Here is an 18934-nt window from a genome sequence, read left to right as displayed (position 1 = left end):
GCGCGTGGTACTCGCAGACGACCATGTGATGGTCGCGGAAGGACTGGGCCGACTGGTCGGCGAAGTCGCCGACCTCGTTGCGCAGGTTGCCGACGGCAAGCAACTCGTGGAAGCCGTCCAGCGGTTGAAGCCCGACATCGTCGTGTCCGACGTCACGATGCCCGTCATGAGCGGGCTGGACGCCCTGCGTCAGCTCAAGACCGGAGGATCGAAGGCGCGCTTCATTTTCCTGACGGTTCACGCCGACCCGCAACTCGCAACGCAGGCGATCCGCGAAGGCGCATGTGGCTATCTTCTCAAGGCCGCCGCGGGCGAAGAATTGATCGACGCGATCCGCGCGGTCATGGCTGAGCGCATCTATCTGACGCCGCACATCACCCGGGACGTGCTGCAGACGATGTCACGCACGCGCGGGGACGACCGGCCCTCGCTCTCCCCACGGCAGCTGGAATTGCTGCGATTGATCGCGCAGGGCAAGCGCATGAAGGAGATCGCGGCCCAGCTCAACATTTCGGTGAGAACCGTGGAAGATCACAAGAGCCAGTTGCTCGCGGCGCTCGGCGCGAAAAGCACCGCCGATCTGGTCAAATTTGCCGTCAAGCAGGGGCTTATTCCCGAGTGATGCGACCGGGAATTCCGGGCCGACCGCCCCCGTGATTTCCACACCCGATCCTTCAGCTTTCCCCGATGCGTCCTCCCGGCCGAACGCGTAGGTCTTGCGCGCATCGTAGCCTATGACAAGCCGCCGAGACGGACATGAGTCAAATACGTGTCATCTTGGCTGAGGACCACCCCGAGATGGCTCAGCACCTGCAAGCGCTGCTCGACTCTCGCTACCACGTCGACGTCGTTTCCGACGGGCAGACGTTGATCGAGGCCGCGAGCCTCCAGAGACCAGATCTGATCATCACCGACATCGCCATGCCGGGCGTCAACGGACTGATAGCGGCGCGGCGAGTCCTGGCGACACATCCGAAGCTTCCGATCATCTTCGTGACCGTTCTGGATGAGCCGGCGATCATCAGGCGATCGCTCGCCGATGGCGCTCGCGGCTACGTCGTGAAGTCGGACGCCGGCGACGAGCTGGCCGACGCGATCGACGCCGTTCTTGCCGGCGACAGCTACGTTTCGTCGTCCGCGCGTGCGGCGCTCGGCGACAGCCTCGGGAGCGGCTGAACAGGACATTCAGGTCAATCAAGAAGGCGTCCCCAACCACCCAGGAGCCAGTGATGAGCGAGATCAAGGAAGATCCCATCGAGACGCGCGGTCAGACTGCGGACGGCAAGCCGGACCAGCCCTTCATGAGCCGGCGAAAGATCCTGCTCGCCGGGACCGCCATCGCTGCCGTTTCGGCAGCAGGTTCGGGAGCTGCGATCCCCACGGCTCAGGCGCAGCAGAGCCCGCCGGCAGCCACCGGACGGCGGCCGAACATCCTCGTCATTTTTGGCGACGACATCGGGATGTGGAACCTCAGCACCTACAATAACGGGCTCATGGGCTGGACGCCGAACATCGACCGCGTCGGCAAGGAAGGCATCATCTTCACCGATCATTATGGACAACCCAGCTGCACCGCCGGCCGCGCCGCATTCCTGATGGGGCAGATGCCGATCCGGACCGGCATGACGACGGTCGGCATTCCCGGCTCGACCCGCGGCATCCAGAAGACCGATCCCACCCTGGCCGAGGTCCTGAAGCCGCTTGGCTACGCGACCGCGCAATTCGGCAAGAACCACCTCGGCGATCGCAACGAGTTCCTGCCGACCATGCACGGCTTCGACTACTGGTTCGGCAATCTCTATCATTTGAATGCAGAGGAAGAGCCGGAGGAGCTCGACTATCCCGGCCAGAAAAATCCGGCCTACAAGCAGAAATACGGACCGCGCGGCGTGCTGCGCGCTTGGGCGACCGACGTCGACGATCCAACCACCGACCCGAAATTCGGGCGCGTCGGCAAACAGAAGTTCGAAGATACCGGCCCCCTGACGCGGAAGCGGATGGAAACGATCGACAAGGAAGTGCTCGACGAGACCCTGAAATGGCTGGACACGAACGGCAAAGGCGACAAGCCGTTCTTCGCCTGGTTCAACTCGACGGCCATTCACGTCTGGTCGCACCCGAATCCCAAATATATCCAGATGGCCGTGGACGAGGGGCGCGCCGAGGAAGACGTGGTGCGTGCGCGCATGATCGAGCACGACGAGCATGTCGGCGTGCTGTTGAAGAAGCTCGACGATCTCGGCGTCGCCAACAACACCATCGTTGTCTACACCACCGACAACGGCAACGAGCTGTTGTACTGGCCCGATGGCGGCTACGCGCCGTTCAGGGGCGAGAAAGGAACCACATGGGAAGGTGGCGTTCGCGTTCCCTGCATGGTGCGCTGGCCGGGACAGATTCCGCCCGGCCAGGTCTCAAACGAAGTGCAGGCGCATGAGGATCTCTTCCTCACCCTTGCGACAGCGGCCGGCCAGACGGGGCTCAAGGACAAGCTGCTCGCGGGCACTCAAATCGGCCAGACCCAGTACAAGGTTCATCTCGACGGCTACGACAATACGGCGCTGTGGACCGGCAAATCCAGGAAGTCGGCCCGTCGCGAGTTCTTCTATTACGACGAAACCGATCTGATGGCGCTGCGCGTCGACGACTGGAAGATCGCTTTTGGCGTCAAGAAGGACGGCAGCTGGTTCAACGAGAAGTCCTATCCAAGCATCCCTTATGTGTTCAATTTGAGAATGGATCCGATGGAGAAGATGGATCCCGAGTCTCACGAATGGGGCTATGCCGGCCGCAAATTCTTTGCCCAGAAACTCTGGGCGCCGACCGCGGCGGGACCTTTCGTTCAGGCTCATCTGGAGAGCATGGCTGCGTTCCCGCCAAGCCAGGGAGCAGACACCTTCAGCATGAAGAAGGCCGTCGATGAAGCGATGAAGAAGCTGGACAAGCACGGCGAATAGACGATCGAGCCCGGGCAGCGGTCGCGGTCGCGCGCCCTGCCCGGATGCCTCCCCGACATGCGAGATGGAAGGGCGCGCTCATGCTGATGTCTGACCTCAAGGACATGATTTTCGTCCCGGGCGGTACGTTCAGCATGGGATCGGACCGGCATTATCCCGAGGAGGCTCCAGCCCATCGCGTCACCGTCGATCCGTTCCGGATCGATGTTACACCAGTGACGAACCGGCAGTTCAGGGCGTTCGTCGCGGCGACCGGTTATGTCACGACCGCGCAAATCCCACCGGACCCGAAAGACTATCCCGGCGCTCAACCGCAGATGCTTTATGCCGGTTCGCTGGTCTTTACACCGCCCGGACGCACCGTCGATCCAAAGCACTGGAGCCAATGGTGGAGCTTCATGAGGAGCGCCGACTGGCGTCATCCCTACGGACCAGAGAGCAATATCGACGACCTCGATGACCATCCGGTCGTGCATGTCGCCTATGCCGATGCCCTCGCCTGCGCACGATGGGCCGGGAAGGACCTGCCTACGGAAGCCGAGTGGGAATTCGCGGCACGCGGCGGGCTCGATAGCGCGGAATATGCGTGGGGCGACGACTTCGCTCCAGGCGGCAAACACCGCGCCAACACCTGGCAAGGAAAATTCCCGGTTCAAGATCTCTGCGAGGACGGGTTTTCCCGGACCTCGCCAGTGACCGCCTTCCCTCCGAACGGATACGGCATTCACGACATGATCGGAAACGTCTGGGAGTGGACCAGCGATTGGTACATTGCGCGCCATACGGCCAATCCGGCCAAGGCGTGTTGCATTCCAAAGAACCCGCGCGGGCCCCGTGAGGACGAGAGCTACGATCCCTGCCAGCCATCGATCCGGATTCCCCGGAAGGTCTTGAAGGGCGGCTCGCATCTGTGCGCACCGAACTATTGTCGGCGCTACCGTCCGGCCGCGCGTCACGCCGAACCGATCGACACCTCGACGAGCCATGTCGGCTTCCGTTGCGTCGTCCGAGGAACTCAAAGCCCGGCAGAAGCACCTGGTCCGCGATGATCATCGAACCTGGAAGCACGGATGCCCCGATTGTTTCGATCCGGGAGGGTCTCGGCCGAAGAACCTGTCCTGCGGGCGCGACGATCTTCGTCGAGGGTGAAATCGGAACGATCGCCTACATCCTGCTTCGGGGCGACGTCACGATCTATCTCCGGTTCGGCACCGACCAGCAGCGCCTCGTCACCGAGCTCCAGCCGGGCCAGATGTTTGGCGTGCACGCCTTGATGGCGGGCGCACAACGCGCCGCATCGGCTTATACCAAAAACGGATGCGACCTGCTGGCAGTCAGCGAGAGCAGGCTCAAGCAGAAGCTCGATGAGGCCGACCCCTTCCTTCGATACTGGGTGGACTATCTGTCCAAGCGCATCATCGACCTGTCCACGTAACGCGGCTCGTGAGGGTCCGCAGCCATGCATGCAGCAGATCGTACGCCACGCATCCCGATATTCGTGACCGTGCTCACGCTTTTCGTACTCGCGGCGTTCCTGCTCGGAACCGCGCTGACGGTCACTAACTACCTCGAGACCCGCAGAGCAGCGATCAGGGCAGCCTCGGACAGCTTCAAGACGACGATCGATCGGATCAACGAACGGCGGCTGGGCTTCTTTGCTCCCGCGTTCCTGATCGCGGCCCAGCTCAGCGACGCGCCCGCGGTCCGGCAGATCGCGGGGCTGAAAGCTTCAATCGAGCCGCTGATCCTGACGAGCCTGGCGCTCAGTCCCCAGATTTCCTCAACTTACGTCGGCTACGAAAATGGGGACTATTTTCAGATCCTGTCCATCTCGGAGGCTGAAAGCTCCTTTGTCTCGGCCTTGAGCGCGCCTCCGACGACCCGGTTCGCGATACAGGAGATCAACCACGATGAAGCCGGGGTGCGCACCGAGACCTGGCGATTTCTCGATGCCGGCCGGCGTCAGGTCGGCACGCGCAACATTGCCGCCGATTATGATCCGCGCCTTCGCCCATGGTATCGCGATGCGAGGGCGCAGCCGCAGAATATCGTCCGGAACGTGCCCTACATTTTCGCCACCACATCGCAGGCGGGAATGACTCTCGCCAAGGCCTTCGAGGGCGGCGCCGTCGGCGTCGACATCACTATCGACCGATTAATGGCCTATGTGCGGTCCGTCCGCCTCAATGACAGCCATCGCTTTGTGGCCTTCGACGAGCAGAAGCGGCTTCTGGCCCACTCCGATCCCAGCCAGATGTTCAAGCCATCCGGCATCAATGGAGGCGACGCGATGCAGGTCGCGACCGTCAGCGAACTTTCCGATCCCGTGATTCAGGAAGCCGTACGACTATTCGAGCAGAACGGTCCGTTTTCCCTGGTCCGCTTCCATGCCGCAGGCGCGGACTTTCTCGCAACGGTCGTTCGCCAGGTCGCAAGGGACGGCGGCGCGTTCTTCGTGCTCTATGCGGCGCCACTTTCGGATTTCATGGGCACGTTGGCCGATGCCGCAGCGCGGAGCATCCCGCCTGCCCTGCTCATCTTCGTGTTGTCGCTGCCGGCGATCGCCTACCTCGCGCATTCGATCTCGCGGCCCGTCATGAAGCTCGCCGGCGAGGCGGATCTGATCCGGGCATTCAAGCTGGACGATCCGATCGGCTTCGGCTCGCGTGTCCGGGAACTCGATGTGCTGATCAGGTCGATGTCCGGGATGAAGAGCACGCTCCGCGAAGTGACGAAGTTCGTCCCGAAGGCGCTCGTGAGGGACATCCTGCAAAGCGAGACGGTTGTCGCGGTCGGCGGCGAGACCCGCAACGTCAGCATCATGTTCACGGATGTCCAGGATTTCACGTCGATGGCCGGTGTCACGCCCGCCAAGGATCTGATGGTGAATCTGTCGACATATTTCGAGGAACTCGCCTCCGTGGTCATCAGCGAGCAAGGGACCGTCGACAAGTTCATTGGCGACGCCATCTTCTCCTTCTGGAATGCGCCGCTGCCGGTTGCGCGGCACGAACACGTGGCCTGTCGTACGGCGCTCAAGTGCCGGGCGGCGGCCCACCGCCTTGGAGAACGCTGGAAGGCAGACGGCCTTACGCCGTGGCACACCCGTTTCGGGCTCCACGGCGGCGAAGCGATCTTGGGCAATGTCGGCTCGACCGACCGGATCGACTACACCGCCATCGGCGATACCGTGAATGTCGCCTCCCGGATCGAAGGCCTCAACAAATATTACGGCACCGAAATCCTGGCGAGCGCAGAGATCGCGGACCTCTGCTCGGACGCGTTTCTGTTTCGTCGCGTCGACAGGATCCAGCCGAAGGGCGCGAAGAGGTCACTCGACCTCTTCGAGCTTCTTGGCGCCCTCGAGGGTCCGGAGGATTGCCTTGCAACGGCTGATATGACCGACATCGTTCGCGATTGGCACCGCGTTTACGAGGCTTACGCCAGCCGGGATTGGATGCGTGCGTTCGAGGCGCTGGAGGCGTTTGCCCGCGCCCGTCCGGACGATGTGCTGGCCGGAATCTACCTCGACCGCGTGGTCGGCTTCCTGCTCGAACCACCTCCGGACGATTGGGATGGAACGATCCGGTTTACCAGGAAGTGAGGCGCGCACCCTAGCGCTCCCGCATGATGTCGTGCCGGTAGCGCTGCAGCGGCGACAGCAGATAGCTCAGAATGGTGCGCGAGCCGGTCCTGATCTCCACCGTGACCGCCATGCCCGGCGTGAGGCTGACGAGGCGGTCGTCCACCTGCATTTGCGTGCGGTCGAGCGAAATACGTGCGCTGTAGCTCAGCTCCTGCCCGGTGGGCTCGCTGCTATCGTGCTGCGCGCCGGGCGCGCGGTCGCCACGCTCCGGCGGACGGTCGCGAATGATGGCGTCCTGCGAGACGCTCTCGACGCGGCCTTGCAGCAGGCCGTAGCGGGTGAAGTTGAACGTGTCGATCTTGATTGCGGCGCCCTGCCCGGGCTCGACGAAGCCGATGTCGCGGTTGGAGATCATCGCCTCGATCTCGAGCCGGGTATCCGACGGCACGATCACGAGCAGCGACTGCGCCGGCGTGACCACGCCGCCGACGGTGTGGACCGCCAGCTGCTGCACGACGCCGTCCACCGGTGACGTCAGTCGCTGAAGCTGCGTCCGCTGCTGCGCCTTGATCAGATCGCGCGCGAGGCCGTTGGCTTTCTGCTCGCTCTTGGCGAGCTCGTCGGACAGGCTCTTGCGATACTCGGCCACCGCCTGGATGCGGGTCTCCCTGATCGCGGCGACGGCGGACTCGGCTTCCTTCAGATGGCTGCGCTGGACCCCGAGCTCCTCCTGCTGCTCGATCTGGAGCTGGAGCGTCTCGTAATAGGTCAGCTTCGAGCCGATCTCCTTCTCCATCAGCGTCCTGCGGATATCGACGCGCTGCTCGGTCACCGGGAGCAAGGCACCGAGCTTGTGGATCGTCGCCGCGATCGTCTGCTGCTCGGCGTTCTTCTGCGCCTCCTGGCCGGCAAGCGCCGCGAGCTTGGCGCGGTGCTCGCCAACCTGGCTGGCGAGAAGTTGCTGCTGCGTCGCGACAAGCAAGGGATCGGTATCGGCGGGCGGGACCAGATTGGCGGGACCATCTTCGCCGGCGGCAAGCGCCGCGCGCAGGCGCGCGCTGTTGAGCCGTTCGGCCATGAGATCGTCATGCAGATGGTCGCGCTCCGCGGCATTGACGGTCGGATCGAGCTCGATCAACACGTCGCCGGACTTGACCGCCTGCCCGTCCTGCACATGGATGGCGCGTACCACGCCGGTCTCGAAGGGCTGCACCACCTTGCTGCGGCCGCTCGACACCACCTTGCCGGTCGCGGACGCCACGATGTCGATCGTGCCCCAGGCCGACCAAGCCAGCGCCACGCAAACCAGGGCCATCAGCGCGAACGCGATGGCGCGGCCGATCGGCGACGGCGGGGTTTCCGTGATCTCCAGCGCAGCGGGCAGGAACGCGGTTTCCGCGGCGCTCCGGTTCTTCGTAGTCCGGAACGGAACGACAGTCTGCTCCGGCTTTCGGGCCGGTGCGGTGCTAGCCGACCTCATAGAGTCCTCCCTGAAGCCGGTGCAGGTTGGCATAGCGGCCGCCGCTCCTGATCAAGGCATCATGCGTGCCGTCCTCGACCAGACGGCCGCGCTCCAGCGTGAAGATGCGATCGGCGCCGCGGACGGTGGAGAGACGATGCGCGATGATCAGGACGGTGCGGCCCTTCGCGATGTCTTTCATGTTGTCGTGGACGATCCGCTCGCTTTCGTAGTCCAGCGCGCTGGTGGCTTCGTCGAAGATCAGGATGCGCGGATTGGTCACCAGCGCGCGGGCGACCGCGATGCGCTGACGCTGGCCGCCCGAGAGTGTCGAGCCGCGCTCGCCGACCACCGTGTCGTAGCCTTCGGGAAGCTCAAGAATGAAATCATGCGCGCCGGCAAGCCTTGCCGCCTCGATGATCCGGTCCATCGGCAAAGTCGGATCGGCGAGCGCGATGTTGTCCCGCACCGAGCGGTTGAACAGCATGTTCTCCTGCAGCACCACGCCGATCTGTCGCCGCAGCCAGGCCGGGTCGGTCATCACCAGGTCCATGCCGTCGATCAGCACGCGGCCGCCCTGCGGCAAATACAGCCGCTGCACCAGCTTTGCGAAGGTGCTCTTGCCGGACCCCGACGAGCCGACGATGCCGACGGTCTGGCCGGCCGGAATATCGAAGGAGACATCATGCAGGATTTCCGGCCCATCGAGCCGGTAGCGAAACGCGACGTGCTCGAAGCGAATGTTGCCCTGGAGCGCCGGCAGCCCGGCGCGGCCCGCGGAGTAAGCCGGCTCCGCGGCACTGTTGAGGATGTCGCCGAGCCGCGCGATCGAGAGCCGCGCCTGATGGAAATCCTGCCAGACCTGCGCCAGCCGCAACACCGGCGCCGAGACGCGGCCCGCGAAGATGTTGAAGGCCACGAGCTCGCCGACGGTCAGCGCATCGCCGATCACCAGCCGCGCGCCGACATAGAGGATGCCAGCGGTGACGACCTTGCTGACGAACTGCACGAGCTGGCTTGCGGTGTTGCCGAGGCTGGTGACGCCAAAGCTCGCAGAGACGTAAGCAGCGAGCTGCTCTTCCCAGCGGCGCTGCATCTGCGGCTCGACCGCCATCGCCTTCAGCGTCTCGATGCCAGAGACGCTCTCGACCAGAAACGCCTGGTTCTCGGCGCCGCGGCGGAATTTCTCCTCCAGCCGGCGGCGAAACAGCGGCGTCGCGACCGCCGAGATCGCGATGTAGAACGGGAACGATCCGAGCACGATGCAGGTCATCAGCGGCGAATAGGCGAACATCACCGCCAGGAACACCGAGGTGAAGACCAGGTCGATGAGCAGCGTCAGCGACGATGAGGTGATGAAATTCCGGATGTTCTCGAGCTCGCGGACCCGCGCCACGGAATCGCCGACGCGCCTCGCCTGAAACCAGGCCATCGGCAACGCCAGCAGATGATTGAACAGGCGCGCGCCCAGCTCGACGTCGATGCGGTTGGTCGTGTGCGAGAACAGATAGTTGCGCAGGATTCCGAGCATGGTGTCGAACAGCGAGACGACCACGAGGCCGACGACGAGCACGTCGAGCGTCGACAGCGAGCGGTGCACCAGCACCTTGTCGATCACGACCTGGAAGAACAGCGGCGACACCAGCGCAAACAGCTGGAGGAAGAACGAGGCCGCCACCACCTCCCCCAGCAGCCGCCGGTACTTGCCGATGGCGCCGATGAACCAGGTGATGTCGAAGCGCCGTCCGAGGTCGGATAACCCTGCGCGCCGGGTCGTCAGGATCAATCCGCCGTCCCAGATCACGGCAAACTCGTCGCGCTCCATGAACACGGGCCGCTGCGTCATCGGCGACTGCACCAGCACCTTGTCGGCGGAGGCTTTTGCGATGACCATGAAGCTGCCGTCACGCAGCATCGCGATCGCCGGGAGCGGAGTGTCCGGCAGGCGGCTCCACTGCGTTCGATGGGTTCGCGCTTTTAAGCCGAGGGATTTGGCGCAGCGGATGATGTCCGCTGCGCCAAAATGGGCCGTACCTTGCCGGTGCCTGAGCTGATCGCGCTCGGCCGCCACGCCTTGCAGGTGAAGCAAGGTCAGGAGCGCGTCGAGCCCCGTATCGGTCGAGACCGCGTGCGTCGTCATGGGCGTTCTCCAGGCCGGAGCGTCAGGCGTGCTGCGGCGGAGCGAGCGTCTGGGTTTGCGCCGTGTGCGGATCGGCCAGCGGCATCACGCCATGGCCGTCGCCTGCGGGAACGAAGCTCGCCGCCATGGCCTGGTTGAGCAGCATCGCGGCCGCCATCGCCCCACCGTCCTGGATCAGGACGTTGTTGCCGGTGCCGCCATCGAGGACGTCCTGGCCGGGACCGCCGATCAGCACATCGTCACCCGCGCCGCCGGTCAGCGTATCGTTTCCGGAGCCGCCGATCAGGACGTCATCGCCGTTGCCGCCGTTGGCGACGAGCTGGATGCCGCCGTGCAGGCCGGTGGCGGTGATGACATCGTCGCCGTCGAGGCCGTTGATGACGAGCCTGTCGCCCGCACCGGCATCGGTGATGTTGATGTCCTGGCCAAGCCCGGACACCGTGATGATGCCGTCGTGCTCGGTCACCGTGATGACGTCGGCGCCACTGGTTCCGTTGATGGTCACGGTATCGGCGGCGCCGTCATTGGCGCCGAGGTCGAGGTTGACCTGGTTCACGCCGGTGCCGGAGAGATCATTGACCGTGATGTTGTCGGCGCCGCCCAGCGCATTGAAGTCGATATGCTCGATGTTGTTCACGTCCATCGCGATGTTGGCGACATCGCGGGTGAACAGCACCCTGCCGCCATTGGCGGAGATGTTGATGTTCTCGTTGACGTTGGCGCCGTTGAACAACAGCGTATCGGTGCCCTTGCCACCTTCGACGGTGTCGCTGCCGTCGCCGGGATTCCAGACGAAGGTGTCGTCACCGGCGCCGAGATTGGCGACGTCGTTGCCGCGGCCGCCGTTCACGACGTCATTGCCGGCGCTGCCGGTGATGGTGTCGTTGCCGTCGCCGCCGTTGATGTTGAGGCTGAGGAGCTGTCCGGCCTTGATCGCGGAGGCGTCGATGACGTCGTTGCCGCCTCCGCCGTTGACGGCGAGCACGTCGCCGGCATCGGCATGCGCGATCGTGACCTGCGCGGCCAGCCCGTTGACGTCGATCGACCCGCCTGAGGTGACGACCTTGATGGTGTCGTCGCCCGCACTGCCGTTCACCGTCACGCGGTCCGCCGCGCCGTCGCCGCTCTGGCTGCCGGGGCTGGCGCTGAGGTCGATCGCGACCTGGGTGACATCGGTGCCGGTGAGATCGTTGACCGTGATGTTGTCGGCACCGCCGGCAGCAGCGATCTGCACGTGCTCGACGCCGTTGATATCCATGACGACATTGCCGACATCGCGGGTGAGCAGCGCGCGGCTTCCATTCGCCGAGATCGACATGTTCTCGGCCACGTTGGAGCCGTTGAACACCAGCGTATCCGTTCCCGTGCCGCCTTCGACGACGTCGCTGCCGTCACCGGGATTCCACGTGAAGATGTCATCGCCCGCACCGAGCAGAGCCAAATCGTTGCCGCGGCCGCCGGTGACCTTGTCGTTGCCGTCGCCGCCGATCAGGGTGTCGTTGCCCTGGCTGCCGGTGATGGTGTCGTTGCCTGCGCCGCCGTCAATGGTCAGCCCGATCACCGCAGCGAGCATCGACGCATCGATGACGTCGTTGCCGCCGAGCGCCTGGATTACCAGCCGGTCGTTGGCAGCCTCCGCATTGGCGATGGTCACGATCTCCGGCAGGCCTGTCACCGTGACCGTGGTGCCGACGGCCGTGACCTGGATGTGCTGATTGCCGTTGGTGCCGTTGACGGTCACGGTGTCAGCCGCGCCGTCGCCTTGCGTGCCGCCGGGAACGGTTCCGAGATCGACCAGCACCTGCTTCACGCCGGTTCCGGTGAGATCGCCGACGGTGACGTTGTCGGCGCCGCCGCGCGCATCGAACTCGATCTCCTCGATGCTGTTGAGGTCCATCGTGATGTTGGCGACATCGCGGGTGAAGCGCACCCTGCCGCCATTGGCCGTGATGTTGATGTTCTCGTTGATGTTGGCGCCGTTGAACACGAGCTTGTCGTTGCCCGATCCGCCTTCCACGGTGTCGCTGCCGTCGCCGGGATTCCAGATGAAGGTGTCGTCACCGCTCCCGAGCTGGGCGACGTCGTTGCCGCGGCCGCCATTGACGATGTCATTGCCGGAACCGCCGATCAGGAGATCGTTGCCGTCGCCGCCGGTGATCGTGTCGTTGCCGGCGCCGCCATCGAGTGTCAGCGAGATCAGGCTGGCCAGCCCGTTGCCCGCGGTGATGACATCGTCGCCGCCGCCGGCGTGCAGCACGAGATTCTCCGTCGTGCCGATATCGAGCGAAAATGGCGAGGTGCCCGTCCCGTCGAACCGCACGCGGGTGCCGTTCGCGGTGATCGTGAATGTCTCGGACGCATTGCTTCCGTTGATCTGCGCGGTGTCGTTGCCGTCGCCGCCTTCGAAGACGTTGCTGCCGCCGCCGGGATTCCAGATCATGAGGTCGTCGCCGGCCTCGCCGAACAGCTGGTTGTTGCCGCTGCCGCCGTCGAGCGTGTCGTTGCCCGCGCCACCGAACAGCAGATCGTTGCCGCCGCCGCCCTTGATCACATCATTGCCGGCCTGCCCGAACAGCAACTCGTTTCCCGAGCCGCCGGTGATCCTGTCATTGCCGTCGCCGCCGAAAATGTTCACCGCCGGCATCGCACCGTGGCTTTCGTCGACGGTGATCGTGTCGTCACCGCCTTGACCGAAGACATCAATCGCGTTGGTGTTGGCCACGGTGGGATCGCCACCGACCGTCTTCACGTGCCCGTTATTGATCAGGATGCGTCCGGACTTGTCGCGGCCTATCACGAGGCCGTTATTGGCGCTGTCGCCGAAAATCGTGAGCTGCCCCGTAACCGGGGAAAAAACCGAGGTAATAGACATCCAAATATTCCTTCGATCGATCTAGCCCCTCCTCTCGATCCGTAGCAGCCGCCATCAAGACAATCTTGGAGCGTTGCTTGAGACGCGCGTGATTATTCTGGAGATTTCCTCCAGATTTGCGGCGGATGTGACGGCTGGCACATTGCGAGGCGCTCGATCACGTTTCACAACCGCGCGATTTTCCATCGGCGCGCGCGAGCAGCACGGGCGGCACATCGAAACCAAGCGCCTTGGCCGTCTTCAAATAATGACCAGTTCGTAGCGGCGCGGTGCCTGGATTGGCAGATCGTGCGGCGAATCGCCTTTCAGAATGCAATCAATATAGTCGACGGGTGCGCTGACCAATTCATCCCAGACGAATGTGTAGGACATCAGCGCCCCGCCATCGACGGCGCCCAGCACCGAATTCAAGGCGGGCACGTGAAAGCGGGCGCACTGGGCGACGATGTGATCGCGATGCCCGTTGGTGAAGGGTTCGGGAATCACGAGCGGGCCGCTGTCCTGCGACCGCACAGTTCGACAAGAAGAGCTAGCGTCCGCGGACGATTCCGGAGAACGCCCTACTACCGCACAGGCCCGCGCATCGAGGCCGGTTGCCCCGGCAATTTCAGCTTTGGCGCAACTTCGGTCAGCTTGCCTCCGGCGAGCGCGAACACCTGCAAATCCTGGTCAATGTAATTGCCCACATAGAGATAATCGCTGCTCGGACTATAGACGACGCCCTCCGGCAGGCCACCAAGCGGCGCGCGAGAGATGACCGTCAGCTTGCCTCCCTCCCCGATCGACATCAGAGCCAACTCGCCGGTCTTGGTCTTGAACCAGTCGCTATCCTTGGCGGAGGTGCCGAGCAGCAGCGGCGCCGCCGCTGTCTTTCCATCTGGCGCGATGGCAAAGCCTTCTGGTCCAATGCCGGGGCTCATGACGTCGACCACGTGAGGATGCGGACCTGTCGCTTCGATGATCACCTCTGCGTCGACGTTGTTCTTCCCTGCACCGGTATTTGAGGCGATGGCGTATTTGCCATCCGGCGTGATGTCGATGTTGTAGGGGTTGATTGCCGACGGAATGTCCAGCGACTTGTCGTAGGTGACCTTGTCGCCATCGATGGACAGCACACCGATCTTGTTCACAAGATTCAGGCAAACGAAGGCGCGCTTGCCGTCCGGTGTGATAGCAACCGCCGCGGCCTGCTGCTCTACAGGCACTTCGGCAATCGCCTTGACCGTCGAACCCTGGATAGAGACAACAGAAACACTCTTGCCATCACGATTGGCAATCAGTGCGAGGTCGCCCTTCTTCGAGATCGACAGGCCGGACGGCTGTCGCCCGACGGTGACCGTATCGATCAACTTCGGCGGCTCCGCGGTGAGGTCGATCACGTACAATTTGTTATCCGGGACTGCTTTCCAGGCGTTGCCGTCCTGAACGTTAGTCACGGAATTCGCGACAAGGCCGAGCTTGCCGTCCGGCGTGATCTGCAGATTGGTCGGTGGCCCCAAAAGCGAATTGGTCAGTGGCAGGTTGGCGCGAATCCTGGGCTTGGCCGGCTCAGAAATGTCGACAACCAGCACAGCGTCGGTTGCCGGCGCGACGTTCACTTGGCCGTCGGCACCAAAGGTGACCTTGCTGTCAAGGCCGATCAGCATGTCATTGGTTCCGGCGATCGCCGAGCCAGTTGCGGCAAAGCAAACCACGCACGTCGCGCAAATTACATTGCGTAAGTCCATGATGCATTTTCTCCCCATCGGCTCGTTTTGATCGAGCTCCTCTTCTACCCTACCTCGCGGCCTCCATGGCGTGCAACCAGAACCGCGCCGTCGCGCGCGAATGGGACGATTCATCGAGCCGCGTGGGCCGTGCGATCAGGCAGCCGACTATTCGAGATCACGCGATCGGCGCGCGAGCAGCACCGGCGCATCTCAGCGCCAGGCGCCTTGGCCGTCTTCAAATTGACGACGAGCTCGTAGCGCAATGCTGCAATGAATTCGCGCCGCCGCATGCCCCAACCTCGCCCCTTGAATGCAGGGAGTGTAACTGTTCAAGCGTAACGTTTGATAGATGCCGGATGCATTTCCATCGGACATATCCGGGCTAGCAGAGTTTGCGGCGGCGCATCGCGCGTGGTTCGGCTCCATGCTACGGTGCGTGAAGCGGCCTCTTCGGCCGAATGCAATTTCAAACAAGTTATTTTTTTGGGGAGGCCGAGATGTCGTCACCCGAACCGATCAAATTCGCCGACGGTGCGGCTTACGAGCGCTTCATGGCGCCGTGGAGCCGATCGGCCGGGACTCTGTTCCTCGACTGGCTGGCGCCACGCTCCAGGCTGGCCTGGGTGGATGTCGGTGCGGGCAACGGCGCGTTCACTGAGCTCCTTCTTGCGAAGTCTGCTCCCTCATCCGTTTGCGCGATCGATCCCTCCGACGGACAAATCACGACTGCGCGCCAAAAGATATCGGCAAAGCTGGTCGAGTTTTCGATTGGCGATGCGATGGCGCTTCCCTACGTCCGCGACCGTTTCGACGTCGCGGTGATGGCGCTGGCGCTGTTCTTCGTGCCCGACGCCCGCAAGGGCGCCGCGGAAATGGTCCGCGTCACCAAGCCGGGCGGGATGGTTGCGTCCTACACCTGGGACATCGTGCGCGGCGGCTCACCCACTCAGCCCCTGTGGGAAGAAATGGACGGACTTGGCAAGCCGGCGATGCGCCCGCCGAGTGCAGACATATCACGTTTCGAAGCGCTGAAGGCGCTTTGGGCAGAGCTCGGTCTGCGCGATGTCGAAACCCGCGAATTGGTCGTCGAACGAACGTTTGCGAATTTCGATGACTACTGGCTATCGATGGTCGTCAGCAGCCCGGCCGGCGTATTGGGAAGGCTGTCGGAGACAGAGAGCGCGGAACTGCAACGCCGATTGCAGGCGCGACTGCCGGCGAGCGCGACCGGTGAGATCACCGTTCATGCCTTCGCCACCGCGATCAAGGGACGCAAGGCAGCTTGATCATCTGGACGACCATGCGCGGCTGATCGCGTTGCCAGCCGCAGCCGACTTCAGTGCGAAAGACCGACGACGTGTTACGTCGCCGCCTTCTTCTTCGCCTTCGGCTTGGTCGCCTTCGGGACGACCTGCGGTTCGGGCGAGCCCTCGATCGCGGAGAGGCGCCCTGACGTGAACGTGTAGATGCCGGCGCGCGGACCCGTAGTCCAGGTCACCGTCGCGACGCGACGACCGGCCGCATCGCTGGAGAGATTGACGGTCGAGGGCGCGCCGATACCGCGCACCACGTCGCATTCGGTGTGGCCGAGCGCGACCGTTCCGCCCATCGGCGCAGGCGCCGTCGTCGACGCATTGGCGTCGGCAGGTCCGGGCGGCGGTGTCATGCCGGGGCATCCGCCATCGGCGCTGACGAGATCTTCAGCGCCAACCGGCTTGTCGGGGGTCAGGGGCGGCGATTCGATCGAGATGTTCTTGATGAACAGGCGGCTCGGCTTGTTGAACCACTCGGCGTCCTTGGCGGACGCCAGCATGTCGGTTGCGCCCGAGCAGCCCGCCAGCAGCGGCGCGACAGCGGCCAACGCAACTATGAGCGACTTTGGAAGCTTTTGATGTCGCACGATAAACTAAATTCCCCACGTCAAGGAGCGGCCCTAAGCGATTGTACCAACATCACTTTGCGGCACGAAGGTGGCCAAAGCCAGTCTGCCCGAGAAAGTCCAAATTATCATTAATTGCGCGGGGCCGCTAATTCCGACGCTGCCACCGGCCCCGTTCGTCCGCCTGCCAATAGGTGACCTCAAATCCGCGCGTCTTGCAATCCGTCCAGGTGCTGCGGGCCGCCGCGAGCGCATCCGGATCGTCGCCGTTGAACAGCAACACCATTCGCTCATAGGCCTCCGCGTCCTGGGGCAGCGCGGCATTATCCACGAGGAACCGGACATTGGCGCCGTTCGGGTTATCCGCCTCGATCGCCAGCACGATCGGCTGCTCGGCCACATCGTTCACCCGCCATGTCGCGTGCGGCAGGAAGGAATCGTCGCGATAGGTCCACAGATGCGCGTCGAGCGCATCGGCGCGCTCCGGCGAGGTCGACTGCACCACGACGCGCCAGCCGCGCTCGAGCGATTTCTCGAGAAGCGGCGGCAACACGTTCTCAACCGTCATGTTTTGCAGATGGTAGAACAGGACTTCAGTCATCTCGCGTTATTTGCGCTCGTAATGATCCGCCACCAGGCGATCGAGCAACCGGACGCCGTAGCCCGACCCCCAGCTCTGGTTGATGTCGGTCTTGGGCGCGCCCATTGCGGTGCCGGCGATGTCGAGATGCGCCCAGGGCGTGCCGTCGACGAAGCGCTGCAGGAACTGCGCCGCGGTGATCGAGCCGCCGTGACGGCCGCCGGTGTTCTTCATGTCGGCGAACTGGGAATCGATCAGCTTGTCGTATTCGGGGCCGAGCGGCAGGCGCCAGACCTTCTCGCCGCTCTCGATGCCTGCGGCGAGCAGGCGCTCGGCGAGCTCGTCATTGTTGGAGAACATGCCGGCATGATCGGTGCCGAGCGCGACCACGATCGCGCCGGTCAGGGTCGCAAGGTCGACCATGAATTTTGGCTTGGCCTTCTTGGCCACGTACCAGAGCACGTCGGCCAGCACGAGACGGCCCTCCGCGTCGGTGTTGATGATCTCGATGGTCTGGCCCGACATCGAGGTCACGATGTCGCCCGGCCGCTGCGCGTTGCCGTCGGGCATGTTCTCGACGAGGCCGATGGCGCCGACCACGTTGACCTTGGCTTTGCGCGCCGCGAGCGCATGCATCAGGCCGACGACGCAGGCCGCTCCACCCATATCGCCCTTCATGTCCTCCATGCTGCCGGCCGGCTTGATCGAGATGCCGCCGGTGTCGAAGCAGACGCCCTTGCCGACGAAGGCGACCGGCGCCTCGCCCTTCTTGCCGCCGTCCCAGCGCATGATCACGGTGCGGCTCGGACGCGCCGAGCCCTGGCCGACGCCGAGCAGCGCGCCCATGCCGAGCTTCTGCATCGCCTTGACGTCGAGCACCTCGATCTTGACTCCGAGCTTGCGCAGCTGACCGGCACGGCGCGCGAACTCCTCGGGGAAGAGCACGTTCGGCGGCTCGTTGACGAGATCGCGCGCGATGATGACGCCGTCGACGACCGCACCGGCCGAGGCAAAGGCCTTCTTCGCCGCGGCGGCATCGCCGACCGCCAGCGAGACGTCAGCGCGGAGCGCGCCCTCCTCGCCGTCCTTCTTTTTGGTCTTGTAGCGGTCGAACTTGTAGGCGCGCAGCCGCAGGCCCGACGCGATCGCGACCGCCTGCTCGCCGGTCATGGCGCCGGTCGCCAGTTCCGCCATGATGGTCATGGCGGTCGTTCCCGCCTTGAGCTTGCCGGCGGCGATGCCGCCGAATTTGAGGAAGTCGTTGCCCTTGAGGCTCGATGTCTTGCCGGTCCCGATCACGATCAGGCGCTCGACCTTCAGACCCTCGGGCGCCAGGATGTCCAGGACGGAGCCGGTTTTGCCCTTGAATGAGGCGGCAGCCGCCGCCCGCTTCACGATCTCGGCAGCCCCGCCGAGCGCCTTGGCCGTCGCCGGGCCGACCTTCAGGGCATCGTCACAGAACACGATCAAGATGCCACGGGCGGCACTGGCCAACGGGACGAAGCCGACCTTGATGGCATCGGACATGGGTAACTCCTCGAAAGCATGGGGCTTTTACCGATCAGCGGGTCCAACGGAAGGCCAGACCTGAACGGCGATTCACTCGTCTCGCCCCACTATGGGCGAGAAGCGCGGTCGATGCCAAGCACCGCCCGTGGCCGGGACGCCACAACGAGGGAAATATTAACCATATATTGAGGGCGCCATGGGTCAGCCATTTTGTTGACGGATCAAAGGGATGGTAGTGAGAAA

Annotated in this window: 15 protein-coding genes; 7 read left to right on the top strand and 8 right to left on the bottom strand. The window is 63.8% G+C overall.

What is annotated here, in order from left to right; translation table 11 throughout:
• Positions 1-4 precede the first annotated feature (4 nt).
• The 6 genes from NLM31_RS20055 to NLM31_RS20030 all read left to right on the top strand — a co-directional run bounded on the left by NLM31_RS20055 (position 5) and on the right by NLM31_RS20030 (position 6561).
• Positions 5-622 carry a response regulator transcription factor gene (locus NLM31_RS20055; RefSeq protein ID WP_254131015.1) on the top strand — a complete coding sequence of 206 codons (618 nt, stop codon included), beginning with the start codon at positions 5-7 and terminating at the stop codon, positions 620-622.
• Between the two features lie 134 nt (positions 623-756).
• The gene (locus NLM31_RS20050; protein WP_256561495.1) at positions 757-1176 is read left to right on the top strand and encodes a response regulator transcription factor; all 420 of its coding nucleotides are present in this window, start codon (positions 757-759) and stop codon (positions 1174-1176) included.
• A 125-nt stretch (positions 1177-1301) separates the two neighbouring features.
• Complete coding sequence (locus NLM31_RS20045) at positions 1302-2957, top strand: arylsulfatase (protein ID WP_375167551.1); 1656 nt, start codon at positions 1302-1304, stop codon at positions 2955-2957.
• Positions 2958-3037: 80 nt separating this feature from the next.
• Positions 3038-4006, top strand: coding sequence for a formylglycine-generating enzyme family protein (locus NLM31_RS20040; RefSeq protein WP_254193364.1), 969 nt, complete (start codon positions 3038-3040; stop codon positions 4004-4006).
• A complete protein-coding gene (locus NLM31_RS20035) occupies positions 4003-4392 on the top strand; it encodes a cyclic nucleotide-binding domain-containing protein (protein ID WP_254131011.1) in 390 nt (129 codons plus the stop codon). Before NLM31_RS20040 ends, NLM31_RS20035 begins: the two co-directional genes overlap by 4 nt.
• A 24-nt stretch (positions 4393-4416) precedes the next feature.
• Positions 4417-6561, top strand: a complete 2145-nt coding sequence (locus NLM31_RS20030) for an adenylate/guanylate cyclase domain-containing protein (protein WP_254131010.1) — start codon at positions 4417-4419, stop codon at positions 6559-6561.
• A gap of 10 nt (positions 6562-6571) precedes the next feature.
• Here NLM31_RS20030 and NLM31_RS20025 read toward each other — a convergent pair whose 3' ends face one another.
• The 5 genes from NLM31_RS20025 to NLM31_RS20005 all read right to left on the bottom strand — a co-directional run bounded on the left by NLM31_RS20025 (position 6572) and on the right by NLM31_RS20005 (position 14741).
• Positions 6572-8023, bottom strand: a complete 1452-nt coding sequence (locus NLM31_RS20025; protein ID WP_254131009.1) for an HlyD family type I secretion periplasmic adaptor subunit — start codon at positions 8021-8023, stop codon at positions 6572-6574.
• Positions 8010-10142, bottom strand: coding sequence for a type I secretion system permease/ATPase (locus tag NLM31_RS20020; RefSeq protein WP_254193363.1), 2133 nt, complete (start codon positions 10140-10142; stop codon positions 8010-8012). Before NLM31_RS20020 ends, NLM31_RS20025 begins: the two co-directional genes overlap by 14 nt.
• Positions 10143-10164: 22 nt before the next feature.
• Positions 10165-13014, bottom strand: a complete 2850-nt coding sequence (locus tag NLM31_RS20015) for a calcium-binding protein (protein WP_254193362.1) — start codon at positions 13012-13014, stop codon at positions 10165-10167.
• A 240-nt stretch (positions 13015-13254) separates the two neighbouring features.
• Complete coding sequence (locus NLM31_RS20010) at positions 13255-13500, bottom strand: hypothetical protein (RefSeq protein ID WP_254193361.1); 246 nt, start codon at positions 13498-13500, stop codon at positions 13255-13257.
• A 77-nt stretch (positions 13501-13577) separates the two neighbouring features.
• Positions 13578-14741, bottom strand: coding sequence for a YncE family protein (locus tag NLM31_RS20005; RefSeq protein ID WP_254193360.1), 1164 nt, complete (start codon positions 14739-14741; stop codon positions 13578-13580).
• Positions 14742-15220: 479 nt separating this feature from the next.
• Between NLM31_RS20005 and NLM31_RS20000 the strand changes: the two genes are divergently transcribed.
• Complete coding sequence (locus tag NLM31_RS20000; RefSeq protein WP_254193359.1) at positions 15221-16009, top strand: class I SAM-dependent methyltransferase; 789 nt, start codon at positions 15221-15223, stop codon at positions 16007-16009.
• A 74-nt stretch (positions 16010-16083) separates the two neighbouring features.
• Here the strand turns inward: NLM31_RS20000 and NLM31_RS19995 are convergent, their stop codons facing one another.
• From NLM31_RS19995 to NLM31_RS19985, 3 genes are all read right to left on the bottom strand, one after another.
• Complete coding sequence (locus NLM31_RS19995) at positions 16084-16584, bottom strand: hypothetical protein (protein WP_254196234.1); 501 nt, start codon at positions 16582-16584, stop codon at positions 16084-16086.
• A 166-nt stretch (positions 16585-16750) separates the two neighbouring features.
• On the bottom strand, positions 16751-17203 hold the full coding sequence (locus tag NLM31_RS19990; RefSeq protein WP_254193358.1) for a DNA polymerase III subunit chi: 453 nt from the start codon (positions 17201-17203) through the stop codon (positions 16751-16753).
• A 6-nt stretch (positions 17204-17209) separates the two neighbouring features.
• Positions 17210-18709 carry a leucyl aminopeptidase gene (locus tag NLM31_RS19985; RefSeq protein WP_254193357.1) on the bottom strand — a complete coding sequence of 500 codons (1500 nt, stop codon included), beginning with the start codon at positions 18707-18709 and terminating at the stop codon, positions 17210-17212.
• Positions 18710-18934: the final 225 nt, after the last annotated feature.

The organism is Bradyrhizobium sp. CCGUVB4N (assembly GCF_024199945.1).
GTDB lineage: Bacteria > Pseudomonadota > Alphaproteobacteria > Rhizobiales > Xanthobacteraceae > Bradyrhizobium.
This window is presented reverse-complemented; position numbering and strand designations above follow the sequence as displayed.